The organism is Sphingomonas parva (ex Maeng et al. 2020), from assembly GCF_004564275.1.
Taxonomy (GTDB): Bacteria; Pseudomonadota; Alphaproteobacteria; order Sphingomonadales; family Sphingomonadaceae; genus Allosphingosinicella; species Allosphingosinicella parva.
Genome location: NZ_SPDV01000004.1, coordinates 48,568 through 72,663 on the forward strand (window position 1 = coordinate 48,568; position 24,096 = coordinate 72,663).

Below are 24,096 nucleotides of genomic sequence, written 5' to 3' on the forward strand. Positions count from 1 at the left end.
TGCCGCCCGCTACCTGGGCTTCAGGCTGGGGCCGATCCGGGGCTTCGCTCCGTCCCAGCCGAGCGGCGCGACGTACAGGTAGCGTCGGGCTTCCAGCGGGCGGCAGCCGGGGGTCGCCGCCCAAGCGTGGAAGGCGATGAAGCTTCGCCCCTCCGCCTCGAACACGGCCTGATGGCCGGGGCCGCTGAGGCAGCCTGCGCCCCGGCTGTTGAAGCTGTAGAGCAAAGGATTGTCCGGCGCGTCCCGACAAGGCCCGAGCGGTCCCTCGCAGGCGGCATAGCCGATCGCGTAGGAGGACAGGCGCTGATGCGCCTGCCAGCCGTAGTCGTTCGCCGAATAGAGCATCGTGTAGCCGCCGGGCCGGCGCACCATGGTCGGCGCCTCGACCACCCTCCCCTCCCAGGGCGCGTCGTTGCGCAGCAGCGCGACAGGCGCGCCTTCGAGGCGCAGTCCGTCGGGCGAGAGGCGCTGTCCCCAGATCTCGGCGGGCTTGTCGGCGGCGGGATTGTTGCCGTCGTTCTTGAAGTAGAGGTAGAGCCCCCCCTCGGCATCGCGGAACGGACTGGCGTCGATCGTGCCGCCGAGCGCGAGCTGGCAGACGAGCGGCTCCGGTGCTGCCGAGACGAAGGGTCCGAGCGGATCGGCCGAGGTGGCCGCTCCGACGCACTGCAGGCCGCTGCGGCGATGGCGCGCGGTGAAATAGAGGACGTAGCCGCGCTCGAGCTCCAGCACCTCCGGCGCCCAGGTCGATCCGTTGCGCGCCCAGCGGGGCAGATCCGGCATTGCATCGCGCGCCGGAGTCCAGCGCCGCAGGTCGTCGGACACGGCGGTCTGGACGTTTGGCTCACCCTTCGGACCGTTGGTCGCGTAGGCGACGTACCGCCCGCTGTCGGCAAGAATGAACGGGTCGGGAAAGTCGCGCGCCAGGACCGGTGCGAACAGCGGCTCCGCCGCGGCGGCCGCACACGTGGTCACCAGCAGCGGCAGCAGGGACGCGCAGGCCCGCAGGAACGGCCGGGCACGGAAACCCATCAGCGTCTTCCTCGCTCGTGATGCCGCCGGTTCCAAGCGCGCTTTTGGTTGTTCATGCCTGCATATTATCATATCAATCCGCCTCAACGAAAAGCCGGTCGACCGGCAGGCGAGAGGAAGCGGAATGCGGATCCTGATGCTGACGACGAGCCTTCTCGCAGCCGCTGCCGGCGCATCGGCGGCCGAGGGAGCGAGCGTCTCCCGGGCCTCCTTCGGGCAGATGCCGGACGGCCAGAATGTCGAGGCGATCACCCTGCGCAACGAGGGCGGCGTGACAGCGCGGATCATCACCTACGGCGCGGCGCTACAGTCCCTGCTGGTCCCCGACCGCCACGAGGAGCTCGCCGACGTGACGCTCGGTTACCCGACGATGCAGGGCTATCTCGCCAAGGGCGAGTTCTTCGGCGCTACCGTCGGGCGCGTCGCCAACCGCATCGCCGGCGGCCGCTTCACCCTCGACGGCCAGAGCTACCAGACTCCGCTCAACGACGGCCCCAACGCCCTCCACGGCGGCACCCGCGGCTTCGACAAGGTCCTCTGGAAGGTGGTCGAGGTGAAGGAGGGCCCGAGCGCCAGCGTCACCTTGCGCTACCTCAGCCCGCACATGGACCAGGGCTATCCGGGCGCGCTCGACGTCACCGCCACCTACACGCTCGACGAGAGCAACACCCTCGCGGTCGACTATCGCGCCACCACCGACCGGCCGACGGTCGTCAACCTCTCCAACCACGCTTACTGGAACCTCGCCGGCGAAGGCTCGGCCGAAGGCGCGATGGGCCACCTCCTCACCATCCCGGCCGACCATTTCACCCCGGTCAACGCCACCCTCATCCCTACGGGGGAGCTCCGCCCGGTCGCCGGCACCGTGTTCGACTTCCGCCGGCCGACGCCGATCGGCGAGCGCGTCCGCACCAACGATCCGCAGATCCTTTACGGCAAGGGCTATGACCACAATTGGGTCGTCGCCCGAGACGTCGCCCGCGCCCCCCGCCTGCTCGCGCGGGTCGAGGACCCCTCCTCCGGCCGGGTCATGCACGTCCTCTCCAACCAGCCCGGCATCCAATTCTATTCGGGCAATTTCCTCGACGGCACGATCGTCGGCAAATCGGGCCGCCTCTACCGCCAGGGCGACGCCATCGTCCTCGAGCCGCAGATGTTTCCCGACACGCCGAACCAGCCCGCCTTCGGCTCGGTGCGCCTGAACCCGGGCCAGACCTACCGCAACACGATCCTGTTCCGCTTCTCGACCGCCGGCAGTGCGCCGGACCCCGGTCGCTGACCGCCCCCGCCGACAGGAGAAAGCCGTGAAGCTTCGTCTCTGGATCCTCCTCGCTGCGGCGGCCCTGCCGACGCCCGCCGCCGCCCTCGTGCAGCCGCAGGCCCCTACCGCGGCCACGCGCGACGCCGCTGCCGACGCGATCCGCGGCAACCCGGCGCGCTGGAGCCAGGCCGAGGCGAGAGCCTGGTACGCCCGCCAACCCTGGCTGACCGGCGCGAACTACATCAACGCCGGCGCGATCAACCAGCTCGACATGTGGCAGGCGGCGACCTGGAATCCGGCCGAGATCGACAAGGAGCTCGGCTGGGCGAAGCAGTTCGGCATGAACACGATGCGCGTCTACCTGCACGATCTCGCCTATGAGCAGGACCCGGCCGGCTTCAAACGGCGGATGGACGAGTTCCTGACGATCGCGGCGCGGCACGGCATACGCCCGATGTTCGTGCTGTTCGACAGCTGCTGGGATCCGGATCCGGTGATCGGGCCGCAGCACCGTCCGATCCCCGGCGTCCATAACAGCGGCTGGGTGCAGAGTCCCGGTCGCGCCGACCTGATCGACCCGAGCGAGGATGCCGGCTTCCAGCGCTATGTCGAGGACGTGGTCGGCACCTTCGCGAACGACCGGCGCGTGCTCGCCTGGGATGTCTGGAACGAGCCCGACAATCCCGGCGGCGGCTCCTACAATGGCGAGCAGCTCGCCCAGGAGCGGACGCGGATCGAGCAGCTGCTGCCCCGGGTCTTCGCCTGGGCGCGCAGCCGCAAGCCGGTCCAGCCGCTGACCAGCGGCGTCTGGATCGGTCCCGACTGGTCGCCCGGCGCGCCGGACCTCACTCCGATCCAGCGCACCCAGCTCGCCGAATCCGACGTCATCACCTTCCACAATTACGAATGGCCGGAGGCTTTCGAGGCGCGCCTCGCCCAGCTGCGGCCCTACGGCCGCCCGCTGATCTGCACCGAATGGATGGCGCGAAGCGCCGGCTCCAACGTCGACACCATCCTGCCGATCGCCCGGCGGGAGAATGTCGGGATGATCAACTGGGGCTTCGTCCAGGGCGAGATCCAGACTCATCTGCCCTGGGACAGCTGGGAGCGCCCCTATACGCTGCAGCAGCCGGTCGCCTGGTTCCACGATCTGCTTCGGTCCGACGGCACGCCCTATCGCGCGAGGGAGGCCGAGATCTTCCGCGAGCTGCGCAAGGAGAAGTCCCGCGCGGTTGCGCGCTGAGCCAGCGGCCGCGGCGATGTGGTACAAGGGCTCTCTCCACGACTCAGACGGGAGGGAGAGATGGCAACGATTCCGCCCCAGCCGATGCTCACGCCGCAGCTCGATCCGACCCGGCTCGAGCAGTTCATGCACAAGATGGTCGAGGACATGGGCGCCGCGGTCAGCGGCAGCCTGATCATCACCGGCACCAAGCTCGGCCTCTACCGGAAGCTGGCAGAGCTCGGCCCGGCGACCAGCGATGACCTCGCCTCCTCGCTCGGGCTCGACCGCCGCTACGTCCGCGAGTGGCTGTCGGCGCAGGCGGCGTCCGGCTTCGTCGACTATGATGCCGCCGGCGACCTCTTCTCGCTCAACCCCGAGCAGAGCATGGCGTTGGCGAACGAGGATTCCCCGGTCTACGTCGCCCCCGCATTCGAGCTGATCGCGGCCACCTACATCGACGAGCCGAGGATCACCGAGGCGTTCCGCACCGGCGGCGGAGTCGGCTGGCACGAGCATCACGAATGCCTGTTCCGCGGCACCGAGAAGTTCTTCCGGCCCGGCTACCGCGCGAACCTGGTCGCGGCCTGGCTGCCGGCCCTCGACGGCATGGTCGAGCGGCTCGAGCACGGCGCCTCGGTGGCCGACATCGGATGCGGGGCGGGCGCGTCGACGATCATCATGGCCGAGGCCTTTCCCAACAGCCGGTTCGTCGGCTTCGACTATCACGAGAAGTCGATCGACCGGGCACGCGAGGCGGCGCGCGAGGCGGGCGACCCGCCCAACCTCCGCTTCGAGGTGGCCACCGCCAAAGCGGCGCCCGGCGGCGATTATGACCTGGTCTGCTGCTTCGACTGCCTGCACGACATGGGCGATCCGGTCGGCGCGGCACGGCACGTGCGCGAGATGCTGAAGGCCGATGGCGCCTTCATGCTGGTCGAGCCGTTCGCCAACGACCGGCTAGTCGACAATCTCAACCCGGTCGGAAGGCTCTATTACTCGGCGTCCACGATGATCTGCACGCCCGGCTCGCGTGCGCAGGAGGTGGGGTTGGCGCTCGGCGCGCAGGCCGGTGAGGCGAGGCTCGCGGACGTGCTCGACCAGGCCGGCTTCCGCTCCGTCCGCCGCGCCGCGGCGACGCCGTTCAACCTGGTGATCGAAGCGCGACCCTGAGCGGCCGCGCCGGCGATGCATCCGAGGTCGAGCCGCGCACCTGCGCGCTCGGCTCCGGATGCGCCCAGGAAGGCCGCGAGCTGACCATCGAGCCTCCTCGAGCGCCCGGTCAGACCTGTCCCTCGGCCTCCGTGACCAGCGCCATCACGTCGGCGATGATCGCCGCCATTGCGGCGCGGGCGCGCTCCGGCTTGCCGGCCTCGATCGCGGCCAGCACCGCGCGATGCGCCGGCAGGCTCGCGGTGCGTCCCTCCAGCCCGTTGGTGAAGCGGATCGAGGTCCTGAGCGCGGTCGCCACCACGTCGCGGAACTGAAGGTAGAAGGGATTGCCGGACGCCTCGAGCACCGCGACGTGGAAGGCGATGTCGGCTTCGAGCGGATCCTCGCCCGCGGCCTCGGCCGCCTCCATCCGCCGAAAGCCTTCGGCGACGCGGGCGGTCGCAGAATCGTTGCCGGCGCGCGCGGCGAGCGCCGCCGCGGCCGGCTCGATCGCGATCCTGAGCTCGCTGAACTGGCGGAGCAGCTCGAGCGAGAACTTGCGCTCGAGCAGCCAGCGCAGCACGTCGGGATCGAACAGATTCCATGAGGATGCCGGTTGCACCGTCGTGCCCCGCCGCGGCCGCGCGGTGAGCAGGCCCTTGGCGGTCAGCATCTTCACCGCCTCGCGAGTCACCGAGCGGCTGACCATGTGATCGGTGGCGAGCTCCGCCTCTGTCGGGAAGCGGGCGCCGTCGTATCGGCCGGTGACGATCGCACGCCCGAGCGCGTCGAGCATGCCGAAGGTCAGGTTGCGGGCATGCGCGTCGCTCGCCCGCACAGGCGTCGGCTGGGCCATCTCGGCTTCCCTCTCCCCTCCCCGGCGCACGCCGCTGGACATGCACATTTAATACTATAATTCCTTGCCGTTCGTGGGCAAACATCGGGGCCGACGCGGAGCCAATTCGCGCGGCCCCCGGGGGAGGACTTGGACGTGCAGCTCGCCACCATCGATATCGTCGTCGTCGTCGCCTACGCGATCGGCATCTTCGTCCTCGCGCAATATGTCAGCCGCGAGAAAGCGGGCCACGAGAAGGACACGTCCGACTATTTCCTCGCGTCCAAGTCGCTGCCGTGGTGGGCGATCGGCGCGTCGCTGATCGCCGCGAACATCTCGGCCGAGCAGATCGTCGGCATGTCGGGCTCGGGCTATGTGATCGGCCTCGCCATCGCCTCCTACGAATGGATGGCGGCGCTCACTTTGCTGATCGTCGGCAAGTTCTTCCTGCCGATCTTCCTGAGGAACGGCATCTACACGATGCCCCAGTTCCTCGAGCGCCGCTTCGGCCACAAGATCCGGCTGCTGATGGCCTTCTTCTGGCTCGCGCTCTACATCTTCGTGAACCTCACCTCGATCATCTGGCTCGGCTCGATCGCCGTGAACCAGGTCGCCGGCGTCGACCAGGACGTCGCGATCATCGGCCTCGGCGCCTTCGCCCTGCTCTACCAGCTGAAGGGCGGCCTCAAGGCGGTGGCGCTGACCGACATCGTCCAGGTCACTTTGCTGGTGATGGGCGGCCTGCTCGTCTCCGGAATCACCCTCGGCAAGATCGGCGGCGACGCCGGCATCCTCGGCGGCTTCCAGACCCTGGTCCAGCGCCTGCCCGAGCATTTCGACATGATCCTCTCGCCCGACAGCCCGCACTATAAGGAGCTGCCCGGCCTCTCCGTGTTGATCGGCGGGATGTGGATCGCGAACCTCAGCTACTGGGGGTTCAACCAGTACATCATCCAGCGGGCGCTCGCGGCGAAGAACATCGGCGAGGCGCAGAAGGGCGTGGTCTTCGCCGCCTATCTGAAGCTGCTGATGCCGCTGATCGTGGTCGTGCCGGGCATCGCCGCGGTGATGCTGGCGCCCGGCCTCGACAAGCCCGATCAGGCCTATCCGACGATGCTGCGCTATCTGCCGAGCGGCATCCTCGGCCTCGTCTTCTCGGCGCTGGTCGCCGCGATCATCGCGTCGACCGCCTCGAAGATCAATTCAATCGCGACGATCTTCACGCTCGACATCTACGCCAACTTCCGCCGCGCGCCCGGCGCGCAGTCGCAGGAGGGCGACATCGCCAACCCCGCTCTGGTCGACGAGAAGGATCCGGCCCAGGCGAAGCGCGAGCGCGAGCTCGTCCTGGTCGGCCGGATCGCCGCCGTCGCCTCGGTGATCATCGCCATCCTCGTCGCCCGGCCTCTGCTCGGAAAGTCCGATCAGGCCTTCCAGTTCATCCAGGAATTCACCGGCTTCTTCACGCCCGGCATCGTCGTGATGTTCATGCTCGGCCTGTTCTGGAAGCGGGCGACCGAGGCCGGCGCGATCATCGCCGCGATAGCCTCGGTCGTCCTGTCGTTCCTTGGCAAGACGCTGCTGCCGGATCTGCCGTTCATGGACCGGATGGGGATCGTCTTCCTCGCCTCGCTGGCGCTCGCCGTGCTCGCCTCGCTCGCCACGCCGCAGCGGCCGGAGAAGAACTTCATCGTCACCGGCGACGTCCGTTTCGGCACCCCCGCCTCGTTCAACGTCGCCGGCCTGGGCGTCATCGTGATCCTGATCGCGCTCTACGCGACCTATTGGTGATTGGACGAGGCTCCGGCCTCGTTCGTCGCGGCGCCGGTGTCGGTATCGGCCATGCCGTTGGCGCCATCGGTGACGCCGTTGTCGGTGAGATCGGCGCCGGGCGCGCCGGTCGCGCCATAGGGGTCCTCCGAGATGCTGTTGGCGTCGGCGGCCGAATTGTCCGAGCCGCCGCTGTCGCCGCACCCGACGAGGAGCAGCGCTGCCGCCAGGCCGGTCAGGGTAGTCGCGCGCATCGAGTCTCTCCGCTCCGTTTTGCCTACGGGGGGAAACGGCGCCGGCGGCGCTTCGATCCTCCCCGCTTGCGGGGAGGGGGACCAGCCGCAATGTGGAGGCCGGCGTGCCCCCGGCACGCCTGCGGACTGCTGGGAGCAGTCCGCACCTGCTCATGGTGGAGGGGGTTCGGTGACGGCCGCGGTCTGCAATGGGCCCCCTCCCCCCGCTCGCTGACGCGAGCGGTCCTCCTCTCGGTACCGGAAAGGAATTGTGCGGCTGGATTCTCCCTGCCCCGCCCGGTAAGGCGCGCGCACATTTCCAGAAAGGACAGACATGCGCCCATCCGGACGCGCGCCCGACCAGATGCGCGAGATCGTCATGGAGGCGGGGTTCACCCGCCACGCCGAAGGAAGCTGCCTGATCGCCTTCGGCGACACGCGCGTGCTGTGCACCGCCTCGGTCGAGACCAATCTGCCGCCGTGGCTGCGCGGCAAGGGCAAGGGCTGGGTCACCGCCGAATACGGCATGCTGCCCCGCGCGACCCACACCCGCGGCCGCCGCGAGGCGGCCTCGGGCAAGCAGTCCGGTCGCACCCAGGAGATCCAGCGCCTGATCGGCCGATCGCTCCGCGCCGTGGTCGATCTCGAGAAGCTCGGCGAGCGCCAGATCACCCTCGATTGCGACGTCATCCAGGCCGACGGCGGCACCCGCACCGCGGCGATCTCCGGCGCCTGGGTGGCGCTGCGCATCGCCGTCGACGGGCTGATGAAGCAGCAATTGCTGACCGTCGATCCGATCCGCGACAAGGTCGCGGCGGTGAGCTGCGGCATCCACAACGGAACCGGCGTGCTCGACCTCGATTATGCGGAGGATTCGACCGCCGGCGCGGACGGCAATTTCGTCCTCACCGGCGCCGGGAACATCGTGGAGGCGCAGGTGACCGCGGAAGGCGAGACCTATGACGAGGAAGGCCTGCTGCGGCTGCTGAGGCTGGCGCGGATCGGTTGTACCGAGATCTTCGCGGCGCAGGACCGGGCGACCGGACGATGAGGAAGCTCGAGCCCGGCCGCCTCGTCCTCGCCAGCCACAACCAGGGCAAGGTGCGCGAGATCCGCGACCTGCTCGGCCCCTATGGCATCGAACCGGTCTCGGCGGCCGAGCTCGACCTTCCGGAGCCCGAGGAGACCGGCACGACCTTCGTCGACAATGCCGATCTCAAGGCGCGCCAGGCCGCGGATCTTTCCGGCCTGCCGGCGCTTGCCGACGACAGCGGTCTGTGCGTCGAAGCGCTCGGCAATCGCCCAGGCATCTTCTCGGCACGCTGGGCCCTGGTCGATCCGTCCGTCGATCCCGGCGCGGGACCCGGCGAGGTCCAGGGCGGCCGTGACTTCGGCCTGGCGATGCGCCGCGTCCAGGAGGAGCTGGAGGCGCTCGGCCCCGAGGCGAGCCGCGCCGCGCATTTCGTCTGCGCCCTTGCCGTGGTCTGGCCGGACGGACGCAGCGAATGGTTCGAGGGACGCGTCGACGGCACCCTGGTCTGGCCGCCGCGCGGCGACAAGGGCTTCGGCTACGATCCGATGTTCCAGCCGGCGGGCTACGACCTGACCTTCGGCGAGATGGATCCGGACGAGAAGCACCGGATCAGCCACCGCGCCGACGCCTTCCGCAAGCTGGTTGCCGCTTTGCTGTGATCGACGCCGGGTACGCGTCGCCCGTCGAGGCGGAGACGGTGGAGCGCGCCCCGGCGGCCCCGCTGGCGCTTTACGTCCATTGGCCGTTCTGCGTCTCCAAATGCCCCTATTGCGACTTCAACAGCCACGTCCGTGACGCGATCGATCAGGACGCCTGGCGCGAGGCGCTGCTGCGTGACCTGGCCTTCGAGGCGGAAGCGGGGCCGCGCGGCCCGCTCGGCTCGATCTTCTTCGGCGGCGGCACGCCGTCGCTGATGCCGCCGGCCACGGTGGCGGCGCTGCTCGAGGCGGCGGAGCGGCACTGGGGCTTCGCGCCGGGCATCGAGATCACGCTCGAGGCGAACCCCTCCTCGGTCGAAGCCGCGCGATTCGCCGACATCGCCGCCGCCGGCGTCAACCGGGTCTCGCTCGGTCTGCAGGCGCTCGACGAGGAGGCGCTGCGCTTCCTCGGCCGCGCCCACGGCCTCGACGAAGGACTCGCCGCGCTCGACACCGCCCAGCGCGCCTTCGCCCGCGTCAGCTTCGACCTGATCTACGCCCGTCCCGGGCAGAGCGCCGACGCCTGGGGCGCCGAGCTCGCCCGCGCCCTCGCCTTCGGCACCGGCCATCTGTCGCTCTACCAGCTCACCATCGAGCCGGGCACGCGCTTCGCCACGCTCGCCGCCAAGGGCGAGCTTGCGACGATCGAAGCGGACGAGGCGGCGGCGCTCTACGAGCAGACCCAGGCGATGACCGAGGCGGCGGGGTTCCCCGCTTATGAGATCTCGAACCACGCGCGCCTCGGCGAGGAGAGCCGCCACAATCTCGCGTACTGGCGCTATCAGCCTTATCTCGGCGTCGGCCCGGGCGCGCACGGCCGCCGCGGCCACGTCTCGACCCAGCGCCACCGCAAGCCCGAGAACTGGCTGAAGGCCCTGGCGCGCAACGGCCACGGCATCGTCGAGGAGACTCCGTTGAGCGCGGCCGACGAAGCGCTCGAAACGCTGCTGATGGGCCTCAGGCTGCGCGAGGGGGTCCCGCTCCCCCGGATCGAGAGCGTGCTCGATCGCGCCGGTCTCGACCGGATGGAGCGCCAGGGCCTGGTCGAGCGCCGCGCCGGCCGCCTGTTCGCCCGCCCCGAGGGCATGCTTTTGCTCGACGGCATCCTCGCCGAGATCGCGGCCTGACAGATATGTTCCCTTCCCTTGCAGGGAAGGGAGCCTTCGGGCAGCGCCTCAGTCGAAATCCCGTGCCGCGGGAGACACCACTTTCGTCCCGCCGGCAGTCACCTCGCGCACTTCGAGCGCGCGCTCGGCGACGCCGCTTGCGGCGAAGCGGAAGGCGCCGTCGACGCCGGTGAAGCCGGTCGTGTCGCGCAGCGCGAAATCGGGAAAAGGCTGGCCGTAGCGCACCACCTTACCGACCCGCACCGCGAGCAGCACCGCGTCGTAGCCGAGGCTGGCGAGCCGATAGGGGTTGGCGCCGTAGCGGCTGCGGTAGCGCTCGCGCAGCTGGTTGAACATCGTGTCGGACGGCGCCGCGTACCAGGCGCCGCGCAGCGCTGCGTTGCGGCCGAGGTCCGCCTCCGTGGACCATAATTCGGTGCCGAGGATCCGCGCCTCGCCCGACGGCCCGTTGCGCAGGTTCGGCGCCGCGCTGGCGGCGACGCGGCCGCTGTCCGCGATCAGCACCGCGTCGAAGCGGCCGGCGGCGTTCAGCTTGGTGATCGCGCTGCGCATGCCGGCAACGCCGCGCTCGATCGGCTGGACCGCGACCAGCCGCCCGCCGCTGCGGGTTACCGCGTCGATCATCGCCTGCGAGGCGCGCCGTCCGTACACTCCTTCGGCGGCCAGCGCGGCGAAGCGCTGCACGCCCTGGCTGCCGGCGTAGCGCACCACGCGCGAAATCGACTGGCCGGGCGTGAAGCCCATCAGATAGACGCCGTTGCCCGCCACGCTGACGTCGTTCGAGAAGGCGACGACCGGCACGCGCCGCCGGGCGGCGACCGGCGCGACGGCGCGAACATCCTCGGACAGCAACGGCCCGAGGAACAAGGCATTGCCGTCGGCCAGCGCCTGGTTCGCAGCGGCGGCGGCGCCCTTCGCCGTATCGTAGACGGTGATCCGCACCCCGGCCCCGCCGCTGTCGAGAAGCGCGAGATTGGCGGCATTGGCGATCGACTGGCCGACTCCGGCATTGCCGCCGGTCAGCGGCACCAGCACCGCGATGCGGTGCCGCCGTTCGTCCTGGGGCAGGCCGGGCGTGACCTCCGGCTCGGGCGGGCGCTGCTGCGTGCGGACGGGCGGCGGCGGCTCCTGCGGCGCGGGCGCCGATTTCGGCACGAGCTGACAGCCGCCCAGCGCCATAGCGAACAAGGCCGAGGCGCCAAGCCCCAGGATCGCGCGCCGCGCTTGCGGCGGGTGGGACTGCTCTGCCATGACCTTGGACCTCATGCACACTCCCCTGCCTCCCGGCCTCTATATCGTCGCAACGCCGATCGGCAATCTCTCCGATCTCAGCCCGCGAGCGGCAGCGACCCTGGCCGCCGCCGACGTGATCGCGGTCGAGGACAGTCGCGTCACCGCGAAGCTCCTCGGCCATATCGGTGTCAGGAAGCCGATGCTCGCCTATCACGATCACAATGCCGATCGCGTCCGGCCGGAGCTGCTCGCCCGCATGCGCGACGGCGCCGTCGCCTTGGTCTCGGACGCCGGAACGCCGCTCATCTCCGATCCGGGCTACAAATTGGTGCGCGACGCCCGCGAGGCCGGCATACCGGTCACCACCATTCCTGGCCCTTCGGCGGCAGTGGCGGCGCTGACCCTCGCCGGCCTGCCGACCGACCGCTTCCTGTTCGCCGGTTTCCTCCCCGCCAAGGGCGGCGCGCGGGCGACGGCGATCGCCGAGCTCGCGCCGATCCGCGCCACGCTCGTCCTCTACGAGAGCGGCCCGAGGCTCGCCGCCGCGCTCGAGGCCCTTCACCAGGGGCTCGGCGACCGTCCCGCCGCCGTGGTGCGCGAGATCAGCAAGAAGTTCGAGGAGACCGCGACCGGCAGCCTCGCCAAGCTTGCCGCGCGCTACGCCGAAGCGCCGCCGAAAGGCGAGATCGTGATCGTCGTCGGTCCGCCCGGGGAAGCGGCTGCGGCCGGGGAAGCCGATATCGATGCGGCGCTGAGGGAAGCGATGACCCGCCTCTCCCCCTCGCGTGCGGCCGCGGAGGTCGCCGAGGCGCTCAACGTGCCGAAGCGCCAGGCCTATGAGCGGGCGCTGAAGCTCAAGTGAGCCGGCAGCGCGCCGAGCGCGGCGGCCGCAGGGCCGAGACGCTCGCCGCCTGGTGGCTTCGCCTGAAGATGTGGACGATCCTCGGCCGGCGGGTGCGCACGCCGGTGGGCGAGATCGATCTCGTCGCGCGGCGCGGGCGAACGCTCGCCTTCGTCGAGGTCAAGGCGCGGGGCAGCGCCGCGCAGGCGGCGCTCGCCCTCGACGACTATCGGCTCCGCCGCGTCGCGGCGGCGGCCGAAGCGCTTGTGCCGCGTTACGCCAAGGCCGGAGACACGATCAGGATCGACGCGATCTTCGTCGTGCCCGGACGCCTGCCGCGGCACGTGGCGAATATCTGGCAGGGCTGAGGCGGAGCCTTGGACGTCGCCCGCCGTCGAGGCGGCATGTGGCAGGCGCGAACCATCGGGCTCGGCCCGGAGCCCGAGGCCTGATCCCGCCCCCTGCGCGAGATCCTCCGTGGGACCTGATCTCCGATCCCGAAGCTCTTGCCCGGAGCGCGGATCACGGAGATAGAGGGCGCCGGCCCTATGCTTCACCACAGCCATCCCGACGCGATCCTCGCGGCCCTATCCGGGCAGGCCGCCCTGCCGGCATGAGCGACGTGCTGATCCTCGGCGGCGGGATCGCCGGTCTCTCCGCGGCCGCGCATCTGGCACGCCACATGCGCGTGACGGTGATCGAGGCCGAGGATGCGCTCGGCTATCATTCGTCCGGCCGCAGCGTCTCGTTCAGCCATTACGGCATCGGGAACGCCGCGGTGCGCGGGCTCACCGCCTGGAGCCGGAGCTTCTACGAAGCGCAGCCGGCCGGCTTCTGCGACACGCCCCTCGCCCGGCCGGTGCCGACCATCTATCTCGCGCGCGAAGAGACCCTCCCCGCGCTGGAGGCGCTGCATGCGGAGATGGCCCGGTTTACCGACGCCGTCCGCTGGATCGGCCCTGCGGAGATCGAGGCGCTCTGCCCGGTGGTGCGCACCGGCGCGGGCCAGGCGGTGAAGGCGGTGCTCGACCCGACCGGGCTCAAGCTCGACGCCGACGCTTTGCTCCAGTCCTTCGCCCGGCAGGTCCGCGCCGCGGGGAGCGAGATCCTGACCGGACAGCGGATCGCGGCGATCGAAGCGACCGGCGAAGGGTGGCGGGTGCGGAGCGAGGGCGGCGAAAGCCGGACGGCCAGGATCCTGGTCAACGCCGCCGGCGCCTGGGGCGACCGGATGGCGGCGCTGGCCGGCGTGGCGCCGATCGGCCTGCAGCCCAAGCGGCGGACGATCATCGTCGTCGATCCGCCGGCCGGCACCGACGTCTCCGCCTGGCCGTTCGTGCACAGCGCCGGCGGCGACTTCTACATGCTGCCCGAAGCGGGGCAGATCCTGGTCTCGCCGGTCGACGAGGTCGAGGACGATCCGTGCGACGCGCGGCCGGAGGACTATGACGTCGCGCTCGCCGCCCACCAGCTCGAGCAATATACCACTCTGCCGGTGCCGCGGATCGCCCATCGCTGGGCAGGGCTGCGCTCGTTCGTCGCCGACCGCGTGCCGACTGCCGGTTTCGATCGCGAGGCGCCCGGCTTCTTCTGGCTGGTCGGCCAGGGCGGCTACGGCCTCCAGACCGCCCCGGCGATGGCGGCGATCGTCGAGGCCCTGATCACCGGCAGCGCCTGGCCCGAGGGCCTCGACGCGCTCGGTGTCGGTCCCGCGCAGGTGACGCCCGATCGGCTCCGCAACGGCTCGGCGCATTCCGTCGCAACCTGAATCGGGCCGCATCGTTCAGCGGGCGTAGCGTCGGACCCGGCGCGTACGATCGGGCTTCAGCCCCGGCCGATCTGGGTCTATGGAGAGCGGATGCGTATCGACAGTCCGGGGACCTGGCAGGATCTGCCGGCCGATCAGATGGAATTCGGCCCCGGCCCGGGAGGCGGCGAAGCGCCCCGCCAGAAGCCGTGGTGGCGGCGCTGGCGCTGGCGGCATCTGGTCCTCGCCTGCATCTCCTTGTTCATGCTCCTGGTCGCCTGGCTGGCGATCACCGCCCCCCTCTCCAAGTCGCTGCAGCCGATCGCGGCGCCGAGCCTGACCCTGCTGTCCGCCGAGGGCGAGCCGATCGCCCGCCGCGGCGCCGACATTCGCGATCCCGTCCGCATCGCCGATCTTCCGGCACACGTCCCCAATGCGTTCATCGCCATCGAGGACAAGCGCTTCCACGACCATCTCGGCATCTCGGTCCGCGGCATCGCCCGGGCGGCGTGGCGCAACCTCGGCGCCGGCGGCGTGCGCGAGGGCGGCAGCACGATCACCCAGCAGCTCGCCAAGATCTCCTTCCTCAGCTCCGAGCGCACCGCAGGACGCAAGGCCCAGGAAGTGCTGATCGCCTTCTGGCTCGAAGCCTGGCTGACCAAGGACGAGATCCTCGAGCGCTATCTGTCCAACGTCTATTTCGGCGACAACGTCTACGGCCTGCGCGCCGCCGCCCATCATTATTTCAGCGTCCCGCCGGAGAAATTGACCGTCGCCCAGGCGGCGATGCTCGCCGGCATGGTGAAGGCGCCGTCGCGCCTCGCCCCCACCCGCAACTACAATCTCGCCCGCCAGCGCGGCCGCGTCGTGATCGCGGCGATGATCGAGCAGAACATGCTGACGCCCGCCCAGCGCAAGGCGCTGAAGCCGGCGCGGCTGAAGGTCGAGCCGCAGCGCGAGGTGCCGACCGGCACCTACTTCGCCGACTGGGTGCTTCCCGCCGCGCGCGCCCGCGGCGATGCCGAGGAAGGCTATGGCGCGCAGGAGGTGCAGACGACGCTCGAGGCGCGACTGCAGAAGATGGCGCTGGCGAGCATCCGCAGGGCCGGGCTTGGCCGCGCTCAGGTCGCTTTGGTCGCGATGCGGCCGGACGGCCGGGTCGTCGCCATGGTCGGCGGCAAGGATTACGCGCGCAGCCCGTTCAACCGCGCCACCCAGGCCCGGCGCCAGCCCGGCTCCACCTTCAAATTGTTCGTCTGGCTGGCTGCACTGCGCGCCGGCATGGATCCGGACGACGTGATCGAGGATACGCCGCTCCGCATCGGCGACTGGCAGCCAAAGAATTACGGCAACCGCTACCGCGGCCGGCTGACCCTGCGCGAGGCGCTCGCCGTCTCCAGCAACGTCGGGGCGGTGCGCATCGCCCAGCGCGTCGGCATGGACAACGTCATCCGCGCCGCCCGCGACCTTGGCGTCACCAGCCCGCTCGATCCCAACCCGAGCCTCGCGCTCGGCACCTCCGGCGTCTCCCTGCTCGAGATGACGCGGGCCTATGCCGCCGTCGCCGCCGGCGCCTATCCGGTGCGGGCGCGCGGCCTCGCCGAGGAAGAGAAGCCTTGGTGGCAGCGCATGTGGCAGCGCTCGGTCGCCGGCGCGGCGAGCGATTCCAATTTCGACGAGATGAAGGAGATGCTCGCCGGCGTGGTCCAGCAGGGTACCGGACGGGGCGCGGCGCTGCAGGTCCCGGTCTACGGCAAGACCGGCACCAGCCAGGACAACCGCGATGCGCTTTTCATCGGCTTCACCGACGATCTCGTCGTCGGCGTCTGGGTCGGCAATGACGACAACAGCCCGCTCGGCAACGTCGCCGGCGGCGGCCTGCCGGCGCGCATCTGGCGCGATTTCACCGCCCAGGCGATCGGCTCCCGGCCGGCGCAGCCCACCGCCCCGCCGATCGCCGCCCCGGCCGAGGAAGTGGCCGACGGCGATGCGATCGAGGGCAATGTTTCCCTGCCGATCGAAGGCACCGGCTACGAGGTCGGCGTCGGCCTCGACGGCAACGGCTTCACCGTCTCGGTGGCGCCCGGCGCCGAACCCGGCGTGAGCGTCCAGGACGGCGGGCCGCAGCCGGCCCCCGAGGATGCCCCCGTGATCGACGCCCCGCCGGCCGCGCCGCCGCCCCGGCTCGACCGGCCGCGCGCCGCGCCGTCCGGGGAGACGCCCCAGGGCGAACAGTGAGCGACGGCGACAAGACGGCGCTGGCCCACGATCGGACCGATCTTGCCGAGGATCGGACGGTGCTCGCCAACGAGCGGACCTTCTCCGCCTGGATGCGCACCGGCTTCGCCGCGGTCGCGGTCGGCCTCGGCTTCCAGGCACTGTTCAGCCAGATGGCGCCGGCCTGGATCCCCAAGGCGATCGCCACCGCCTTCATGGTCAGCGCGATCTACGTGTTCCTTTCGGCCGAGCGGCGCGCCTGCGACATCCTGCATCGGCTGAAGAGCCACGAGGTGGAGACGGTGCGCTCGCGCAACCTGCGGTGGCTCAGCTGGTTCCTGGTCGCCGCGATCCTGGCGCTGATCGCGGCCCTATGGCTGCTGAAGATCGAAGGGCAAGCAGACGGCTGAGCGCTCAGCAGCGCCCTGCACACCCGAACGCAGCGAGCGCCACGAGCAGTGCGCCGCAACAGCTTCACCCCCGCCGATGCGCAGATGGACAGCGCATTCCCCCATCCAGGGGAAGGGAGTGTCGCTCGCACGCCAAACGCCCTCCCCGTTGATGGGGGAGGGTCGGGTGGGGGTGGCGTCAGAGAAAAGCCGCCGGAGCGGGAGACGCGCCGCGGCCGATGGGTTCAGGCGCGGCTTGCAGTCGTGGTGCGGCCGCTGCGGCGGTTCAGCACTTTCTTCGCCACCCAGGCGCCGCCGACGAGCAGCGCGAGCGGACCGACCCCGCGCCGGGCGACGGCGGCGGCCCCGGCGCCGACGAGCGTGCCCTTGAGGCCGTTGTTCGCGTAACGCTCACCGATCCTGTGGCCGATGTACCCGCCGAGAAGCTTACCGAGCATGTGCGTTTCTCCAGTGTAAATGCTTGGAGAAAGAGCGTGGCGGGGTGGAATTTGTTCCAAGCGCGCGGCGCTTTGGATCAATCGTCCAGGAACAGCTCGGCCGCCGCCTCGACGATCGCGTCGACGTCCAGCCGATAGACGCGATAGAGATCGTCGAGCGTGCCGGTCTGGCCGAAGCGGTCGACGCCCAGCGGACTGACGCGCTGGCCGCGCACCCCGCCCAGCCAGGAGAGCGAGGCCGGCGCGCCGTCGAGCAGGGTGACGAGGCCGGCGCCCGGCGCCAGCGGGGCGAGGAGGCGTTCGACGTGCGACGGCGCCCCAGCGCCTCGCTGCCAGCGCGCCGCCGTGCGCGCGCTCCAGCCGCGGTGGAGGAGATCGGGCGAGGTGATCGCGAGCAGGCCGAGCCCCGGCACGTCGTCCTTCAGCACCTCCCAGGCGGCGAGCGCCTCGGGAGCGAGCGCACCCGAATAGACCAGGGCCGCCTCGGCGCCCTCAGCGGGCGGCCGCAGCCAATAGCCGCCGGCGATCGCATCGGCCTTCCAGCTCTCGTCGTCGCGCTCCACCTGGCGGATCGTGCGGGTGGTGAGGCGCAGATAGACGCTCTCTCCGTCCGGCCGCTGCATCAGCCGGAAGGCCTCCTCCATCAGCAGCGCCAGCTCGTCGGCGAACGCCGGCTCGTAATGCCTGAGGCCCGGCTGGCCGAGCGCGATCAGCGGCGGGTTGATCGACTGATGGGCGCCGCCCTCCGGCCCGAGCGTCAGGCCGGACGGCGTGGCGACCAGAAGGAAGCGCGAATCCTGGTAGCAGCCGTAGTTCAGCGCATCGAGGCCGCGGGCGATGAACGGATCGTAGACGGTGCCGATCGGGAACAGCCGGTCGCCGAACATGTCGCCGGCGAGGCCGAGCGCGGCCAGCATCAGGAACAGATTGTTCTCGGCGATGCCGAGCTCGATGTGCTGGCCGGCGGCGCCGCCGCTCCATTTCTGCGCCGAGGGGATCTTCGCCGCGGCGAAGACGTCGGCCAGTTCCTGGCGGCGGAACAGGCCGCGCTGGTTCACCCAGGCGCCAAGATTGGTGGAGACGGTGACGTCGGGCGAGGTGGTGACGATCCGCTCTGCGAGCGCGCCGCCGATGCGCGAGAGATCGAGCAGGATGCGGCCGAACGCCGCCTGGGTGGATTGCTCCTCGCCCGCCGGCACCGGGATCGCCGGCACCTCGGCGACGTCCCAGACGCGCTCCCGCTTGGCGCGGGCGATGCGGCTCCCCTCCACCGCCGCCTGGACCGCGGCGGCGGCATTGCCGCCAAGGCCTGCCCATTTCTCCCATTCCTCGCCCTCGGCAATGCCCATCCGCTCGCGCAGCGCGGCGATCTGGCCCGGGTTCATCAGCCCGGCATGGTTGTCCTTGTGCCCGGCGAACGGCAGGCCATAGCCCTTCACCGTATAGGCGATGAACAGCGTCGGCACCTCGTCCCGGCAAGCATCGAACGCGGCGACCAGGCTCTCGAGGTCATGGCCAGCGAGGTTGGTCATCAGCGCCTGCAGCGCCTCGTCGTCGCGCGTGTCGAGGATCGGCTTCACCGCATCGCCGAGATCCTGGGCGAGCCGCGCCCGCCAGGCGCCGCCGCCGAGATAGGTGAGCGCGGCATAATCGGCATTGCCGCAGGCATCGATCCAGCCGCGCAGCGCCTCGCCGCCGGTCTCGGCGAAGGCCGCTTCCATCAGCCGCCCGTATTTCAGCGTCACCACCCGCCAGCCGCAGCTTGCGAAGATCTCGTCGAAGCGGCTGAACATGCGATCGGCGGTGGTCGCGTCGAGCGACTGGCGGTTGTAGTCGACGATCCACCAGCAGTTGCGGATGTCGTGCTTCGCCGCCTCGATCAGGCATTCGTAGATATTGCCCTCGTCGAGCTCGGCGTCGCCGAGCAGAGCGACCATCCGGCCCATGTCGGCCGGCGCCATCATGCCGTGGGCGAGGAGATAATCCTGCACCAGGCTCTGGAAGGCGGTGACCGCGACGCCGAGGCCGACCGAGCCGGTCGAGAAATCGACCGGGATCCGGTCCTTGGTCCGGCTCGGATAGGATTGCGCGCCGCCGAAGCCGCGGAACGCCTCGAGCTGCTCGCGGCTCTGCGTGCCGAGCAGATAATGGATCGCGTGGAGCACCGGGCCGGCATGGGGCTTCACCGCCACGCGGTCGTTCGGCCCGAGCGCATGGAAATAGAGCGCCGCCATGATCGCGGTCATCGAGGCGCAGGACGCCTGGTGGCCGCCGACCTTCAGCCCGTCAGGGGACGGGCGGACGTGGTTGGCATTGTGGATCGTCCATGCGGACAGCCAGCGCAGCCGCTCGTCGAGCAGGCGCAGGGCTTCGAGATCGGGCGCGGACGTGGTCTTCAGCATGGGGGCGCTTTAGCGGGGAAGACGGTGGCGCGATAGCGGGTGGCTCTCGCCGACCGGTCCCCCTCCCTGGAAGGGAGGGGTTAGGGGTGGGTGCGCGAAGCGCTCACGGGTGGTAGTCTCACGCAATGTGGTGGCGGGTCGATCCAAAGCGGAAGCGGCGGGCACGCGAACTGCGCTCGGACGCGACGGACCAGGAGCGCGCGCTGTGGCGCCTGCTCTCCCGCTATCGCCCGAAGTTCACGCGGCAGCTGCCGATCGGGCAATTCTACGCGGATCTCGCCTGTCGAGAAGCGAAGCTCGTCGTCGAGCTCGACGGCAGTCAGCATATCGAGTCTGAGTACGATGCAGAGCGCACGCGCTTCCTTGAAGCCGAAGGCTGGACCGTCATCCGCTTCTGGAATTCCGACGTGAACACCAATGCCGACGGCGTCGCCGAAGCGATCCTTCAGAAGGCCGCCGAGTGCCTCGGCGGCACCCACCCCCAACCCCTCCCTTCCAGGGAGGGGAGAAAGCGGCGGCCACGCCTGCGCTAGCCACCCGCGGCTCTGCCGCGGGTGGCGTCTATAACGACAACAGTTTCAGCGGGTTCTCGATCAGCTTCTTCATGTCCTGGAGGAAGCTCGCGGCGTCCCAGCCGTCGACCACCCGGTGGTCGCAGCTCAGCGACAGGTTCATCCGCTTGCGGATCTCGAGCTCGCCGTCGATCACCACCGGCTTCTCCTCCAGCTTGTTGACCGCGATGATCGCGACCTCGGGGCGGTTGATCACCGGCGTCGAGGTGATGCCGCCCATCGGCCCGAGGCTGGAGATGGTGATCGTCGAGCCGGAGAGCTCGTCGCGGCTCGCCTTGCCGGTCCGCGCCGCCTCGGCGAGGCGGACGATCTCGCCGGCGAGGTCCCAGACGCTCTTGGTCTCGGCGTTGCGCAGCACCGGCACCATCAGGCCGTTCGGTGTCTGGGTCGCCATGCCCATATGCACCGCGCCGGAGCGATAGACGACGTTCTCGTCATCGTCGTAGCGCGCGTTGATCTGCGGGTAATCGCCGAGCGTCCGCGCCATCGCGACGATCAGGAACGGAAGCATGGTGAGCTTCGGGTTCGAGCCCCGGTCGGCGTTCATCATCGCGCGGGTCTGCTCGAGCGCGGTGACGTCGAACTCCTCGACCAGAGTGAAATGCGGGATGCGGCGTTTCGCCTCAGCCATGTTCTCGGCGATCTTGCGGCGCAGCCCGACGACGCGGACGATCTCGTCCTGGCGGCGCGGGCCGCTGGTCCGCGACACCGAGCCGCCGTTGTAGAGCAGATAGGCGTCGAGATCGGCGTGGCGGATGCGGTCGGCGACCGTCCTGACCTCGGCGAGATCGATGCCGAGGTCGCGGGCGCGCTGGCGCACCGCGGGGGAGGCGAGGACGTGCGACCGCGCCGCCGGCGCGTGCGCGTCGCTTGCATCCGCGGCGGGCGGAACCTCGCCGGACGCGACCGTCGCGACATCCGGGCGGCCCGACGGCGGCGTCGCCCGACGCTCGTCGCTCTCCCGGCGATTGGGTTCGAACCGCTCGGTATCGCGGCGATCCTCGGTCTGCCGGCGCTCGTCGCCGCTGCGGCCCTCGGCGCGCGGCTCGGCCGGCACGCGGGCCTCGGCGCGGCGGTCGTCCTCGCCTTCGCGGCGGTTCGGCTCGAACCGCTCCGTCTCGCGGCGGTCGCCCTGACGGCGGTCGGCACCGCCCTCCTCCGCCGTGCTCGGCACCGCCGCCTGCTGCGCCGGCGTCGGATCGACCAGGCCGTCGGCGAGCGCGACATTGTCGGTCCGGCCGCCGCTGTCGGCCGCTTCGCCGTCCGCTTCGGTCTCGAAGACGACCAGCACCGAGCCGATCGGGATCTGGTCGCCGACCTCGCCCGCGACCTCGAGGACCCGGCCGGCGACCGGCGATTCCATCTCCACCGTCGCCTTGTCGGTCATCATGTCGGCGATCTGCTGGTCTTCCTTGACCATGTCGCCGACCTTGACGTGCCAGGCAACGATCTCGGCCTCGGCGATGCCCTCACCGATGTCGGGCAGCTTGAATTCGTAGCGCGCCATGACCGATCAGTCCTCCAGTGCTTTCTTGATCGCGGTGCCGATGCGGATCGGTCCCGGGAAATAGGCCCATTCCAGCGAATGGGGATAAGGCGTGTCGAAGCCGGTCGCCCGCTGCACCGGCGCCTCGAGATGGTAGAAGCAGCGCTCCTGGATCAGGGCCGAGAGCTCGCCGCCGAAGCCGCCGGTGCGCGTCGCCTCATGAACCACCACGCAGCGTCCGGTCTTCTTCACCGATTCCTCGATCGTCTCGATGTCGATCGGCAGGATCGTGCGCAGGTCGATCACCTCCGCTTCGATGCCGTTCGCCTCGATCGTCGCCAGCACGACATGGACCATCGTCCCATAAGCGACGATCGTCACCGCCTCGCCCTCGCGAACCACCGCCGCCTTGCCGAGCGGGACGGTGTAATGCCCCTCCGGCACCTCGGCCTTGGGATGCTTCGCCCAGGGCGTCACCGGCCGGTCGAAGAAGCCGTCGAACGGGCCGTTGTAGATCCGCTTCGGCTCGAAGAAGAGCACCGGATCGGGATCCTCGATCGCCGCGATCAGCAGCCCCTTGGCGTCATAGGGATTGGACGGGATCACCGTCTTCAGGCCCGCGACATGCGCGAACAGGCTCTCGGGGGACTGGCTGTGGGTCTGGCCGCCGAAGATGCCGCCGCCATAAGGCGAGCGCACGGTGAGCGGCAGGCTCCACTCGCCGGCGGTGCGGTAGCGCATCCGCGCCGCCTCGGAGACCAACTGGTCGAACGCCGGATAGATGTAGTCGGCGAACTGGATCTCGGCGACCGGGCGCAGGCCGTAGGCGGCCATGCCGATCGCCGCGCCGATGATGCCGTTCTCCGAGATCGGCGTGTCGAACACCCGGCTCTTGCCGTATTTCTTCTGGAGGTGCTCGGTGGCGCGGAACACGCCGCCGAAATAGCCGACGTCCTCGCCCATCGCGACGACGGCGGAATCGCGCTCCATCATCACGTCATGGGCGCTGTTGATCGCCTGGATCATGTTCATGACGGTCATTTGCGCTTGGCCTCCAGCTCCGCGACCATCTGCTCCTGCTGCTCGCGAAGGTGCCACGGCATGTCTTCGAACACGTCCTCGAACATCGTCCGGACGTCCTGCGGGAACTCGATCGACGAGGTGACCAGCGTCCCCTGCTTTTCCGCCTCGCGCTGCGCGGCGCGGACCTCGGCCTCGACCGTCTCGCGAAGCTCGGTCTCGCGCGCCTCGTCCCAGGCGCCGAGCAGCTCGAGGTGCTTGCGCAGCCGATCGATCGGATCGCCGAGCGGCCAGGCGGCGCCGGCGTTCTTCGGCCGATAGGCCGACGGATCGTCGGAGGTCGAATGGCCTTCGACGCGGTAGGTGAACATCTCGATCAGCGTCGGGCCGAGGTTGGACCGCGCCCGATCGGCCGCCCAGCGGGTCGCGGCATAGACGGCGAGCGGATCGTTGCCGTCGACGCGCAGGCCGGCGATGCCGTAGCCGACCGCCCGCGCCGCGAAGGTGGTGAGCTCGCCGCCGGCGATGCCGGAGAAGGACGAGATCGCCCATTGGTTGTTGACGATGTTGAGGATCACCGGCGCGCGGTAGACGCCGGCGAAGGTCACGGCGGCGTGGAAATCGCCCTCGGCGGTCGATCCGTCGCCGATGTAAGCGGAGGCGATCCGGCTGTCGCCGCGGATCGCCGAGGCCATCGCCCAGCCCACCGCCTGCGGATATTGGGTCGCGAGATTGCCGGAGATCGAGAAGAAGCCGTAGTCGCGCGACGAATACATGATCGGCAGCTGCCGGCCCTTCAGCGGATCGGCGCGGTTCGAATAGACCTGGCACATCATGTCGCGCAGCGGATAGCCGCGGGCGACGAGGATGCCCTGCTGGCGATAGGTCGGGAAGGTCATGTCGTCGCGTTCGAGCGCGTGCGCGGCGGCGACCGCCACCGCCTCCTCGCCGGTGGACTTCATGTAGAAGCTGGTCTTGCCCTGGCGCTGGGCGCGATACATGCGATCGTCGAAGATCCGCACGGTGACCATGTCGCGGTAGATGCGCAGCAACGTGTCCGGGTCGAGCCGCGGATCCCAGGGGCCGACCGCCCTGCGCTCGTCGTCGAGGACGCGGACGAGCGAGTAGACGAGCTCATGGGTCTCGGCCGGGGACGCGCCGATGTCGGGCCGGCGGACGCTGCCGGCCGCCGGAATCTCGATATGGCTGAAATCGATCTCGTCGCCCGGCCGCGCGTTCGGCTCGGGCACGTGCAGCGAGAGCGCCGGCCGATTGGGGCGCTCGATTTGGCTGGTCATCCTCTCTCCTTCACCGTGCGCTGGAACGACCGGCGCCGGCTCTCTGTGCCGCGCCTCTAGCCGAAAATGG

General features: G+C 70.1%; 22 protein-coding genes. 13 read left to right on the plus strand and 9 right to left on the minus strand.

Features of this window, described 5'->3' with window-relative positions:
* Positions 1–9: 9 nt before the first annotated feature.
* The gene (locus E2493_RS03495; protein WP_135083761.1) at positions 10–1,032 is read right to left on the minus strand and encodes a glycoside hydrolase family 43 protein; all 1,023 of its coding nucleotides are present in this window, start codon (positions 1,030–1,032) and stop codon (positions 10–12) included.
* 124 nt (positions 1,033–1,156) lie between these two features.
* Here E2493_RS03495 and E2493_RS03500 point away from each other — a divergent pair, with 124 nt between their 5' ends.
* The 3 genes from E2493_RS03500 to E2493_RS03510 are packed head-to-tail and all read left to right on the plus strand — an operon-like array spanning position 1,157 to position 4,688.
* Positions 1,157–2,311 carry an aldose epimerase family protein gene (locus tag E2493_RS03500; RefSeq protein WP_167737364.1) on the plus strand — a complete coding sequence of 385 codons (1,155 nt, stop codon included), beginning with the start codon at positions 1,157–1,159 and terminating at the stop codon, positions 2,309–2,311.
* Between the two features lie 25 nt (positions 2,312–2,336).
* Positions 2,337–3,536: a glycoside hydrolase 5 family protein gene (locus E2493_RS03505; protein ID WP_135083763.1), complete on the plus strand. Its 1,200-nt coding sequence runs from the start codon at positions 2,337–2,339 to the stop codon at positions 3,534–3,536.
* Between the two features lie 60 nt (positions 3,537–3,596).
* Positions 3,597–4,688, plus strand: a complete 1,092-nt coding sequence (locus E2493_RS03510; protein WP_225421123.1) for a class I SAM-dependent methyltransferase — start codon at positions 3,597–3,599, stop codon at positions 4,686–4,688.
* 109 nt (positions 4,689–4,797) lie between these two features.
* On the opposite strand, the gene E2493_RS03515 is transcribed toward E2493_RS03510, so the two are convergent.
* The gene (locus tag E2493_RS03515) at positions 4,798–5,523 is read right to left on the minus strand and encodes a FadR/GntR family transcriptional regulator (protein WP_135083766.1); all 726 of its coding nucleotides are present in this window, start codon (positions 5,521–5,523) and stop codon (positions 4,798–4,800) included.
* A 135-nt stretch (positions 5,524–5,658) separates the two neighbouring features.
* Here E2493_RS03515 and E2493_RS03520 point away from each other — a divergent pair, with 135 nt between their 5' ends.
* The gene (locus E2493_RS03520; protein ID WP_135083768.1) at positions 5,659–7,293 is read left to right on the plus strand and encodes a sodium/sugar symporter; all 1,635 of its coding nucleotides are present in this window, start codon (positions 5,659–5,661) and stop codon (positions 7,291–7,293) included.
* On the opposite strand, the gene E2493_RS03525 is transcribed toward E2493_RS03520, so the two are convergent.
* Positions 7,284–7,526, minus strand: a complete 243-nt coding sequence (locus E2493_RS03525) for a hypothetical protein (protein WP_135083770.1) — start codon at positions 7,524–7,526, stop codon at positions 7,284–7,286. The genes E2493_RS03520 and E2493_RS03525 overlap by 10 nt on opposite strands.
* 313 nt (positions 7,527–7,839) lie before the next feature.
* Between E2493_RS03525 and rph the strand changes: the two genes are divergently transcribed.
* From rph to hemW, 3 genes are read left to right on the plus strand one after another with little or no spacing between them, the layout of a single operon-like run.
* Positions 7,840–8,556, plus strand: coding sequence for a ribonuclease PH (rph, locus tag E2493_RS03530; RefSeq protein WP_135083772.1), 717 nt, complete (start codon positions 7,840–7,842; stop codon positions 8,554–8,556).
* A complete protein-coding gene (gene rdgB, locus E2493_RS03535) occupies positions 8,553–9,197 on the plus strand; it encodes an RdgB/HAM1 family non-canonical purine NTP pyrophosphatase (protein WP_135083774.1) in 645 nt (214 codons plus the stop codon). Before rph ends, rdgB begins: the two co-directional genes overlap by 4 nt.
* Positions 9,197–10,363 (plus strand): radical SAM family heme chaperone HemW, encoded by a 1,167-nt coding sequence (hemW, locus tag E2493_RS03540; protein WP_135083820.1) that lies wholly within the window; start codon positions 9,197–9,199, stop codon positions 10,361–10,363. The genes rdgB and hemW overlap by 1 nt, the downstream gene beginning before the upstream one ends.
* 48 nt (positions 10,364–10,411) lie before the next feature.
* Here hemW and E2493_RS03545 read toward each other — a convergent pair whose 3' ends face one another.
* Entirely contained in the window at positions 10,412–11,629 is a 1,218-nt protein-coding gene (locus tag E2493_RS03545) for a penicillin-binding protein activator (protein WP_135083776.1), read from the minus strand.
* Between E2493_RS03545 and rsmI the strand changes: the two genes are divergently transcribed.
* From rsmI to E2493_RS03570, 5 genes are all read left to right on the plus strand, one after another.
* Entirely contained in the window at positions 11,628–12,458 is an 831-nt protein-coding gene (gene rsmI, locus E2493_RS03550) for a 16S rRNA (cytidine(1402)-2'-O)-methyltransferase (RefSeq protein ID WP_135083822.1), read from the plus strand. The genes E2493_RS03545 and rsmI overlap by 2 nt on opposite strands.
* Positions 12,455–12,805, plus strand: coding sequence for a YraN family protein (locus E2493_RS03555; protein WP_135083778.1), 351 nt, complete (start codon positions 12,455–12,457; stop codon positions 12,803–12,805). The genes rsmI and E2493_RS03555 overlap by 4 nt, the downstream gene beginning before the upstream one ends.
* Positions 12,806–13,050: 245 nt before the next feature.
* Positions 13,051–14,205, plus strand: a complete 1,155-nt coding sequence (locus E2493_RS03560; RefSeq protein WP_135083780.1) for an NAD(P)/FAD-dependent oxidoreductase — start codon at positions 13,051–13,053, stop codon at positions 14,203–14,205.
* Positions 14,206–14,295: 90 nt separating this feature from the next.
* Positions 14,296–16,422 (plus strand): transglycosylase domain-containing protein, encoded by a 2,127-nt coding sequence (locus E2493_RS03565; RefSeq protein WP_135083782.1) that lies wholly within the window; start codon positions 14,296–14,298, stop codon positions 16,420–16,422.
* Entirely contained in the window at positions 16,419–16,811 is a 393-nt protein-coding gene (locus tag E2493_RS03570; protein ID WP_225421124.1) for a YidH family protein, read from the plus strand. Before E2493_RS03565 ends, E2493_RS03570 begins: the two co-directional genes overlap by 4 nt.
* A gap of 224 nt (positions 16,812–17,035) precedes the next feature.
* Here E2493_RS03570 and E2493_RS03575 read toward each other — a convergent pair whose 3' ends face one another.
* A complete protein-coding gene (locus E2493_RS03575; protein ID WP_135083784.1) occupies positions 17,036–17,248 on the minus strand; it encodes a hypothetical protein in 213 nt (70 codons plus the stop codon).
* A gap of 77 nt (positions 17,249–17,325) precedes the next feature.
* Positions 17,326–19,650 (minus strand): transketolase, encoded by a 2,325-nt coding sequence (locus E2493_RS03580; RefSeq protein WP_135083786.1) that lies wholly within the window; start codon positions 19,648–19,650, stop codon positions 17,326–17,328.
* A 125-nt stretch (positions 19,651–19,775) separates the two neighbouring features.
* Between E2493_RS03580 and E2493_RS03585 the strand changes: the two genes are divergently transcribed.
* Positions 19,776–20,183 carry an endonuclease domain-containing protein gene (locus E2493_RS03585; RefSeq protein ID WP_135083788.1) on the plus strand — a complete coding sequence of 136 codons (408 nt, stop codon included), beginning with the start codon at positions 19,776–19,778 and terminating at the stop codon, positions 20,181–20,183.
* Positions 20,184–20,211: 28 nt separating this feature from the next.
* Here the strand turns inward: E2493_RS03585 and E2493_RS03590 are convergent, their stop codons facing one another.
* From E2493_RS03590 to E2493_RS03605, 3 genes are read right to left on the minus strand one after another with little or no spacing between them, the layout of a single operon-like run.
* Complete coding sequence (locus E2493_RS03590; protein ID WP_225421125.1) at positions 20,212–21,729, minus strand: dihydrolipoamide acetyltransferase family protein; 1,518 nt, start codon at positions 21,727–21,729, stop codon at positions 20,212–20,214.
* Between the two features lie 6 nt (positions 21,730–21,735).
* On the minus strand, positions 21,736–22,740 hold the full coding sequence (locus E2493_RS03600) for an alpha-ketoacid dehydrogenase subunit beta (protein ID WP_135083828.1): 1,005 nt from the start codon (positions 22,738–22,740) through the stop codon (positions 21,736–21,738).
* Positions 22,741–22,745: 5 nt separating this feature from the next.
* The gene (locus tag E2493_RS03605) at positions 22,746–24,026 is read right to left on the minus strand and encodes a 3-methyl-2-oxobutanoate dehydrogenase (2-methylpropanoyl-transferring) subunit alpha (RefSeq protein WP_135083790.1); all 1,281 of its coding nucleotides are present in this window, start codon (positions 24,024–24,026) and stop codon (positions 22,746–22,748) included.
* Positions 24,027–24,096: the final 70 nt, after the last annotated feature.

Coding starts and splice junctions, on each gene's coding strand:
- E2493_RS03605 (WP_135083790.1), bottom strand. CDS start 24,026: ATGACCAGCCAAATCGAGCGCCCCAATCGGCCGGCGCTCTCGCTGCAC.
- E2493_RS03510 (WP_225421123.1), top strand. CDS start 3,597: ATGGCAACGATTCCGCCCCAGCCGATGCTCACGCCGCAGCTCGATCCG.
- E2493_RS03560 (WP_135083780.1), top strand. CDS start 13,051: ATGAGCGACGTGCTGATCCTCGGCGGCGGGATCGCCGGTCTCTCCGCG.
- E2493_RS03580 (WP_135083786.1), bottom strand. CDS start 19,650: ATGCTGAAGACCACGTCCGCGCCCGATCTCGAAGCCCTGCGCCTGCTC.
- rph (WP_135083772.1), top strand. CDS start 7,840: ATGCGCCCATCCGGACGCGCGCCCGACCAGATGCGCGAGATCGTCATG.
- E2493_RS03575 (WP_135083784.1), bottom strand. CDS start 17,248: ATGCTCGGTAAGCTTCTCGGCGGGTACATCGGCCACAGGATCGGTGAG.
- E2493_RS03600 (WP_135083828.1), bottom strand. CDS start 22,740: ATGAACATGATCCAGGCGATCAACAGCGCCCATGACGTGATGATGGAG.
- rdgB (WP_135083774.1), top strand. CDS start 8,553: ATGAGGAAGCTCGAGCCCGGCCGCCTCGTCCTCGCCAGCCACAACCAG.
- E2493_RS03590 (WP_225421125.1), bottom strand. CDS start 21,729: ATGGCGCGCTACGAATTCAAGCTGCCCGACATCGGTGAGGGCATCGCC.
- E2493_RS03545 (WP_135083776.1), bottom strand. CDS start 11,629: ATGAGGTCCAAGGTCATGGCAGAGCAGTCCCACCCGCCGCAAGCGCGG.
- E2493_RS03585 (WP_135083788.1), top strand. CDS start 19,776: ATGTGGTGGCGGGTCGATCCAAAGCGGAAGCGGCGGGCACGCGAACTG.
- E2493_RS03525 (WP_135083770.1), bottom strand. CDS start 7,526: ATGCGCGCGACTACCCTGACCGGCCTGGCGGCAGCGCTGCTCCTCGTC.
- E2493_RS03495 (WP_135083761.1), bottom strand. CDS start 1,032: ATGGGTTTCCGTGCCCGGCCGTTCCTGCGGGCCTGCGCGTCCCTGCTG.
- rsmI (WP_135083822.1), top strand. CDS start 11,628: ATGCACACTCCCCTGCCTCCCGGCCTCTATATCGTCGCAACGCCGATC.
- E2493_RS03565 (WP_135083782.1), top strand. CDS start 14,296: ATGCGTATCGACAGTCCGGGGACCTGGCAGGATCTGCCGGCCGATCAG.
- E2493_RS03500 (WP_167737364.1), top strand. CDS start 1,157: ATGCGGATCCTGATGCTGACGACGAGCCTTCTCGCAGCCGCTGCCGGC.
- E2493_RS03515 (WP_135083766.1), bottom strand. CDS start 5,523: ATGGCCCAGCCGACGCCTGTGCGGGCGAGCGACGCGCATGCCCGCAAC.